The 7,872-nt window shown below is 67.0% G+C and carries 8 protein-coding genes; 5 read left to right on the top strand and 3 right to left on the bottom strand.

Going from position 1 to position 7,872, the window contains the following annotated elements:
- The 3 genes from GTP90_RS27210 to GTP90_RS27200 all read left to right on the top strand — a co-directional run.
- On the top strand, positions 1 to 460 hold a 460-nt coding region (locus GTP90_RS27210; protein WP_161086442.1), incomplete at its 5' end, for a response regulator.
- A gap of 94 nt (positions 461 to 554) precedes the next feature.
- Positions 555 to 701, top strand: coding sequence for a lmo0937 family membrane protein (locus GTP90_RS27205; RefSeq protein WP_008446864.1), 147 nt, complete (start codon positions 555 to 557; stop codon positions 699 to 701).
- 107 nt (positions 702 to 808) lie between these two features.
- Positions 809 to 1,339 (top strand): DUF3617 domain-containing protein, encoded by a 531-nt coding sequence (locus GTP90_RS27200; protein WP_161086441.1) that lies wholly within the window; start codon positions 809 to 811, stop codon positions 1,337 to 1,339.
- On the opposite strand, the gene GTP90_RS27195 is transcribed toward GTP90_RS27200, so the two are convergent.
- Positions 1,340 to 2,176: a branched-chain amino acid aminotransferase gene (locus GTP90_RS27195; RefSeq protein WP_161086440.1), complete on the bottom strand. Its 837-nt coding sequence runs from the start codon at positions 2,174 to 2,176 to the stop codon at positions 1,340 to 1,342. It lies immediately after the preceding gene.
- A 42-nt stretch (positions 2,177 to 2,218) separates the two neighbouring features.
- Positions 2,219 to 3,310 (bottom strand): porin, encoded by a 1,092-nt coding sequence (locus tag GTP90_RS27190; RefSeq protein WP_161086439.1) that lies wholly within the window; start codon positions 3,308 to 3,310, stop codon positions 2,219 to 2,221.
- A gap of 223 nt (positions 3,311 to 3,533) precedes the next feature.
- Here GTP90_RS27190 and GTP90_RS27185 point away from each other — a divergent pair, with 223 nt between their 5' ends.
- Entirely contained in the window at positions 3,534 to 5,621 is a 2,088-nt protein-coding gene (locus GTP90_RS27185; protein WP_161086438.1) for a site-specific recombinase, read from the top strand.
- On the top strand, positions 5,618 to 7,009 hold the full coding sequence (gene cls / locus GTP90_RS27180; protein WP_161086437.1) for a cardiolipin synthase: 1,392 nt from the start codon (positions 5,618 to 5,620) through the stop codon (positions 7,007 to 7,009). The genes GTP90_RS27185 and cls overlap by 4 nt, the downstream gene beginning before the upstream one ends.
- A gap of 37 nt (positions 7,010 to 7,046) precedes the next feature.
- On the opposite strand, the gene GTP90_RS27175 is transcribed toward cls, so the two are convergent.
- Positions 7,047 to 7,865 (bottom strand): metallophosphoesterase family protein, encoded by an 819-nt coding sequence (locus GTP90_RS27175; RefSeq protein WP_161086436.1) that lies wholly within the window; start codon positions 7,863 to 7,865, stop codon positions 7,047 to 7,049.
- Positions 7,866 to 7,872: the final 7 nt, after the last annotated feature.

Here is a 7,872-nt window from a genome sequence, read left to right as displayed (position 1 = left end):
CCTGGCGCAGGCGGCCGACGCCGCGCCGGGCCGCGACACGGCGCAGCCCGCCGCCGCCAGCACGGCGCAGCGCAAGCGCATCCTGCTGGTGGACGACAACCTCGACGCCGTCAGCCTGATGGCCAATTTGCTGGAGCTGCACGGGCATGACGTCCAGGTGTTCAACGAACCGCTGGCCGCGCTTGCCCATCTTGACCGCTTCCTGCCCCAGATCGCCGTGCTCGACATCGGGCTGCCGACGATGAGCGGCTACGCGCTGGCCGGCCACATCCGCCAGCGGCTGAACGGCCGCCCCTGCCGCCTGTTCGCGCTCACCGGCTACGGCCAGGCGATCGACCGCGAGCGCGCCAGCGCGGCCGGCTTCGAGCAGCACCTGGTCAAGCCGGTGCGCGTCGAGCACCTCCTGGGCCTGATCGCCGCCGACGCGCCGCACGCAATCGCCGATTCGAGGTCATCTTAGTACGCCAGCGTACAGAATGCCGCCGGCAGTTGCCGCACAATGGGGACACACAAAACGAAACGAAACGAAGTTTAACAACCCCGAGGAGAATCACATGCTTTACACCATTGCTGTCGTTCTGCTTATCCTGTGGCTGCTGGGCCTGGTCACTTCCTACACCATCGGCGGCTTCATCCACATCCTGCTGGTGGTCGCCATCATCATGGTGCTGCTGCGCCTGATTAGCGGACGCGGCGTCTAGCCCGTACCGCCCCGCATGCGGCGCTCCACCCGACGGTGGCGCGCCGTTTTTCTTTGGGCGGCGGCGTTTTGGTTTATGCTGTCGCTACCTTTCTTTCGGGAGCCGCCATGAAGCGACTGATACTTTCCCTGGCCGTGCTGGCCGCCGCGCAGGCGTCCGCCCAGACCATCAAGCCCGGCCTGTGGGAGCTGCACAACAAGGTCAAGACCGGCAACGCCCAGGCCGACCAGGCGATGGGCATGGCGCTCAAGCAGCTGGCCAACATGCCGCCCGAGCAGCGCGCGCAGATGGAGGCGATGATGAAGCAGAACGGCGTCTCCATGCCCAAGGCCGGCGAGGACGGCGCCATGGTGCTAACCGCCTGCGTCACGCCCGAGATGGCGGCCAGGAAGGAACTGCCGATGAATCAAAAAGGAAAATGCAGCTCGAAGAGCGAGCCGGTGGCGGGCGGCATGAACATCTCGTTCAGCTGCACCGACCCGGCCTCCAGCGGCCAGGGCACGCTGCGCTTCAACGGCGACAGCGCGTATGTGATGAACATGAACGTCACCAGCGAGGCGGGCGGCGGGCCGCAGAACGTGCAGGTGGAATCGACCGGACGCTGGCTTGGCGCCAGCTGCCCGGCCAAGCCCCGCTGATCACTCGGTGTCGCAGAACGCCATGTAGCGCTGGAAGGCCAGCGTGGCGACCGGGCCGACCGGCAGGGTGCGCGCCTCGTAGCGGATGCACGGCGTGACCTTGCCGTAATTGCCGGTGTTGAAGATCTCGGCCGCCGTTTCCAGCTCTTCCGGACGCACCGAACGCTCCTCGACCACGATGCCCTCCTTGGCCAGCAAGGCGATCACGCGCGCGCGGGTGATGCCGGACAAGAAGGTGCCGTTGGCCACCGGCGTCACCACCTTGCCGTCGGGCGTGACCAGGAACAGGTTGGCCGATGCGAACTCGGCCACGTTGCCGGCGTTGTCGCACACCACCGCGTTGTCGAAGCCGCGCTGCTGGGCCTCGCGGATCGCCTTGCTGGTGTTGGCGTACAGCGCCGAGGCCTTGGCGTCGGTCGGCGCCATCGACGGATCGGGACGGCGCAGCGCCGTCAGGCAGGCCGAGAAGCCGGTGAACGGCGGCATCGGCGCATCGAACAGGGTCAGCGCGAAGGCGCTCTTCTCCGGCACCGGCACCAGCAGGCCGTCGGTGCCGAACACCAGCGGACGCACGTACAACTCGGCATCGGCGGGGAACTTGGCCACGCCTTCGCGCACCAGCTTCTCCATCTCGTCCACCGACAGCGGGCACACCAGGCCGAGCCGCTCGGACGAGGTGACCACGCGCTGCAGGTGCAGGCGCAGGTCCGGCATGTGGCCGCGGATCGAGCGCGCGCCGTCGAACACGGACGATCCCAGCCACACGCTGTGGTCCATCGCGCCAAACAAAGGGGTGTTACCTTCGGACCAGCCGCCGTTGAAGTAAGTCAGATACATGCTTGTTCCTGATGAGTGCTAAAAAGAGCAATTTAGCACGGATCAGAAAGCGTGGCGCAGCCCGATGTTGATCGCCCGGTCGCCGCGGCCGGCGCTGGTGGCGTTGCCGACCGTGTAGCCGGCGCCGTTGCGGTTCTGGATGCGGGCAAAGGCGCCATACAGCTCGGTGCGCCGCGACAGCGCGTAGCTGACGCCGACCGCGAACTGGTTGGCGTCGCGGTTGGCGCTGCTGCGGTCGTCCTTGTGGATGTAGGACGCCAGGAAGGTGGTCGCGCCCATCGGCACCGCCACGCCCACCAGCACGTCGCGGCTGTTGTCGGACGGCGTGCTCTGCACGACCGCGCCGTAGGGGTTGGACATATTCCATGGCGAGCTGCCGGCGCCCCGGCTATGCCCGTACGCGGCATAGCCGACGAAGCGGCCGAAGTCCACATTGGCCGCCACCAGCGTGTTGCTGGCCGACTGGTCGACCGCCGACGCGGCGCCGCTGGCGTCCAGCGCATTCTCCTTGCGCTGGTGGGTGACGCGCAGGTTGACCGTGCTGCCGGCGTAGCCGATGGTGGCGCCGTAGGCGCGGTTGGCCTTGCTGTTGTACGGCGACTCGCCGACGCTGTAGATGGCCGCGCCGTTCCAGCCGTTCTTGCTGCGCGGCGACTGGTATTTGATGGTGTTGTCGTAGCGGCGCGTGGTGTAGCCGACCAGGTTGGCCGCGCTGCCCGCCGTGCCGCCGTGGAAGGGGTCGGCCACATCGGTCAGCGTCTCGTACAGCAGGTTGTACTGCCGGCCCAAGGTGACCGCGCCCAGCGGCCCGTCCAGCCCGACATAGGCCTGGCGGCCGAACAGCTTGCCGTTCTGGTCGGACGCGCCGGTGTCGTTGAGGATGCCCGCCTCCAGCGTGTAGACGGCCGACGTGCCACCGCCGAGGTCCTCGCGGCCGCGCACGCCGAGCCGCGAGCCGGCGGACACGCCGCTGTCGAGCCGGGTGTGCGCGCAGGGTCCGTTGCAGCCGCCCTCGGCCACCACGCCCGCGTCGAGCAGGCCGTACACCTGCACCGACGACGGCGTTTGCGATGGCGTTTGCGCCGCCGCGACCAGCGGCGCCAACCCTGCCAGCATGATGTAGATCGATTTCATGATGAGCCTGGAAAACGTATGCCGTTAAGCCCATGGTAGGACAGCGGGCGCGGCACCTCTGTGCGCGGGACCACGTTGGGGGAATATTCGCGCCCCCGCCCGCCATTGCCCTACCGCCATCTAATTTTCCCAATGGACAGCCAACGTTCGCCAGCGTACATACTTGGCAGACTTATACGACTATACTGCGGCTTTGTACCTACGCGGTTCGTCCGCCCCACGCATGCTCGAAATCCTTGAACGCATCGACGCAAACAGCAACGACATCGGCCTGATGGTCGAGCTGTTCGACACCCTGCGCCCGCAGCGCGCCACCGACGGCGCGCGCGCCACCGCCAACGTACGCACCCTGTGCCAGCTGTTGAAGGGCAACCCCGCCCACGCGCAGGCGCTGGGCCGCTACGCGCGCACGCTGCTGTCCAGCCGCCGCCACGCCAGCCTGTACACCGAAATCGGCGTGCTGTCCAACGACGGCTTCTTCACCGAATTCAAGCGCCGCATTGCCTACCGCATCCTGCCGCCCGCGCTGGGCGACGAATACCTGAGCGACGCGCTCGACCAGGTGGTCTACAAGCGCACCGACCACGTCTGGATCGCCGCCGTGCCGGCCGCCGACTGGCTGGCCCTGATCGACGTGGTCAGCCTGCACGACGAGGAAGAACAGCCGCAACTGATGCTGCCCGGCCTGCTGGAGGCGATCCGCACGCTGTCCTACCGCGTGTGCGCCATCGGCCTGGAACCCAAGCTGACCAATTTCCACACCGAGATGGAGACCTACGAATCGCCGTTCATGGTGCAGAACTTCGAGGTCAACGCCTATCTCGACAACTACCAGCGCATGCTGGCCGGCGACGAAGCCGCGCTGGAGGACGCGCGCCACCTGCTGGTCATGCTGGACCAGTGCGACGGCGTGGTGGCCAAGATCCGCAAGAAGGCGCTGAGCCAGGGCACCAGCATCGCCCTGACCTACCTGCTGGTGACGCTGACGCAAAGCATCGACCGCCTGCGCAAGCTGCTGTTCCTGGTGGACGTCAGCGGCGAGCTGCCGGCCGCCGCCGCGGCCGAGCTCAACCTGCTGGCCGCCACCCACGCGCCGCACCAGCAGGAAGGCCCGCCCAGCCCGCGCCGCAGCGCCGCCGTCGGCCTGGGCCTGGAGCTGATCAAGGCGCACAACCACAAGTACCAGCTGCGCGACCTGATGCACGATAACATCGACCTGCTGGCGCGCAACGTCACCGAGAACGCCAGCCACACCGGCGAGCACTACGTGGCCAGCCAGCGCAAGGAGCTGACCGGCATGTTCGTGTCGTCGGCCGGCGCCGGCCTGGTGATCGGCTTCATGGCGCTGTTCAAGATCCTGATGTCCTACCTGCGCGCCGCGCCGCTGGTCGAAGCCTTCCTGTTCAGCATGAACTACTCGCTGGGCTTCATGTTCATCCACTTGCTGCACTTCACGGTCGCCACCAAGCAGCCGGCGATGACGGCCTCGCGCATCGCGGCCGGCCTGCACAGCAAGGACGGGCGCAACATCGACATCGACAGCATGGCCGAGCTGTGCGTCAAGGTGATCCGCACGCAGAACATGGCGGTGCTGGGCAACCTGGCCACCGCCATCCCCACCGCCTGGCTGATCGCGCTGGCCTGGCCGTGGCTGACCGGCCACCACCTGGTGTCGCCGGAAAAAGCCATGCGCCTGCTGCGCGACATCGACCCGATCCACGGGCCGACGCTGATCTACGCCGCCATCGCCGGCGTCTGCCTGTTCGTGGCCGGCCTGATCTCCGGCTACTACGACAACAAGGCGCTGTACACCCGCTGGTCGCAGCGCATCGCGCAGCTGCGCGGCCTGCGCTGGCTGCTGGGGCCGGAACGCCTGGCGCGCCTGGGCGTCTACATGGAGAACAACCTCGGCGGCCTGATGGGCAATTTCTTCTTCGGCATCCTGCTCGGCGTGATGCCGCTGCTGGGCTTCCTGCTGGGCCTGCCGCTGGACATCCGCCACGTGACGTTCTCATCGGCGAACTTTGCGACGGCCATGGTCGGACTGGATTACCATGTCAGTTGGGAACTGGTGCTGACCTCGGTGGCCGGTTTCCTGGCCATCGGCACGGTCAACCTGCTGGTCAGCTTCGGGCTGGCGCTGTGGGTGGCGCTGCGCTCGCGCCAGGCGCGCTTCAAGCAGGGCTGGCAGCTGCTCAAGGCCATGGGCCGCCGGTTCCGCCAGGGGCCGGTATCGTTCTTCTTCGGTTCCGAGGCCGAGGAAGCGGAGATGTCCGAAACTGCGGTCGCCACGGAGAAGGCCCAAAAATGAAACTCGCGCGCATGCGGTTCTGGTTGCCCCTCTGCCTGATGTGCTGGGGCCTGCTGGGCGCATGCGCATCGCTGCCCAACGTGACGGCGATGAGCGACAAGCTCGAGCCGGCCGCCGTGCCCAGCGTGCAGGGCGTCAACGGCAGCCTGAGCCCGGAGCGCGGCAAGGCCTTGCTGGCCAGGCGCTGGCCCAAGGCGACGCTGGACCTGCAGGCCCAGGCCGCGCTGGAGGAAGCCGCCACCGGCGTGCCCCTCATTGCCGGCAACAAGTGCACGCTGCTGTTCGACGGGCCGCAGACCATGACGGAAATGCTCAAGGCCATCGCCGCTGCGCGCAACCACATCAACCTGGAAACCTATATCTTCGACCAGGACGAGCTGGGCCTGAAGTTCGCCGACGCGCTGATCGACAAGCAGCGGCAAGGCGTCACGGTCAACATCCTGTACGACAGCGTCGGCACCATCGGCGTGCCGGCCGCGTTTTTCGAGCGCATGCGCAAGGCCGGCATCCAGCTGGTGGAATTCAACCCGGTCAACCCGGCCAAGCTGAGCGGCGACAGCTGGAAGCTCAACAACCGCGACCACCGCAAGGTGCTGATCGTCGACGGCAAGGTCGCCTTCACCGGCGGCATCAACATCAGCGCCACCTATGCGCGCAGCTCGCTGTTCCGCTCCTCGGCCCGGCCGACCGACAAGTCGCAGGTGGGCTGGCGCGACACCCACATCAAGGTCGAAGGGCCGGCGGTGCAGGCCTTCCAGTGGCTGTTCGTGCGGCACTGGGTGGCGCAGGACAAGGATGACCTGGCGGACGCCGACTACTTCCCCAAGCCGGTGGTGGCCGGCGACAAGGTGGTGCGCGTGCTGGGCAGCGACCCCGGCGGCAAGTTCGAGATCTACAAGGCGTACAACCTGGCGATCCAGGAAGCCAAGCGCAGCATCCACATCACCTCGGCCTACTTCGTGCCGGACCGGCAGACGGTGGAGGCGCTGATGGCCGCCGCGCGGCGCGGGGTGGACGTCAAGATCGTGCTGCCGGGCGTGTCCGACAGCGGGCTGGTGTTCTACGCCGGCCATGCCTTCTACGACGATTTGCTCGAGAGCGGCGTGCAGATCTACCAGTTGAAGCTGGCGGTCTTGCACGCCAAGACCGCCGTCATCGACGGCAACTGGTCGACGGTCGGCTCGACCAACATCGACACCCGCAGCTTCCTGCACAACAGCGAGCTCAACGTGGTGGTGATGGGCGACGTCTTCGGCACCGAGATGGAGAAAGCCTTCCAGGAAGACCTGCGCGACTCGGTGCAAGTGACGCTGGAAGGCTGGCGCCACCGTCCCTGGGCCGACCGCCTGCGCGAATTCGCCGCCCGCTTCATGAACTACTGGCTTTAAATCAACTTGGGGTCAAGTCTGACATTCGGACACGGCCTCAGGCTTCGGCCGTCAGCGACCAGGCGTCGCCGCTGCGCTGGAAGCGCTCGGTGTGCGAGACTTCGAAGCTGCCGGTGCCGTCCACCCAGCTGTAGCGCTGCACCTCCACCTTGTCGTGCTCGACCCGGATGACGTTGAAGGAATTCGACTCGCCCCGCCCGCGCGTGGACGTGGCCGTGCCGGCCTGCACCATCAAGGCCGCGTAGCCGCTGATCTCGTAGCGCTGCGCGGTGTTGTGCGCGTGGCTCACGTGCAGGTGCCCCGCCAGCAGCAAGTCCACCCCGCACTCGGCAAACGCCCGCATCGCCAGCGGCGCGCGGTCGACCAGGTCGCCCTCGTCGTGCGTGTCCGGCATGTCGAACGGATGGTGGGTGACGACGATGCGCGTCAGGTGCGGATCCACCGCGCTCATGCGGCGATGGATCTGGTCGATCTGTTCATGGTTGATGCGCCCGTCCTTGAAGGTCAGCGAACGCGCGGTGTTGATGCCCAGCACGGCGATCTCGTCGTCCACATATTCCGGCGTCAGGTCCAGCGTGACGTAGCGCGTGTACTTGCGCAGCGGCGCCAGGAACCGGCTGGCGACGTTGTACAAGGGGATGTCGTGATTGCCCGGCACCACGATCTGCGGCCCCGGCAAGGTGTCCAGGAAGGCCCGCGCCGCCTGGAACTCCTCGGTCCGCGCGCGCTGCGTCAGGTCGCCCGACACCACCACCACGTCCGGCGCCAGGCTGGCCGTCAACGCTTGCAGCGGGCGCAGCAGCTTGTGGTCGACGCGGCCGAAATGCAGGTCGGATAAATGTACGATGGTGCGCATGCTGGCC

Source organism: Duganella vulcania (genome assembly GCF_009857655.1).
GTDB classification, from domain to species: Bacteria; Pseudomonadota; Gammaproteobacteria; order Burkholderiales; family Burkholderiaceae_D; genus Rugamonas; species Rugamonas vulcania.
This window is presented reverse-complemented; position numbering and strand designations above follow the sequence as displayed.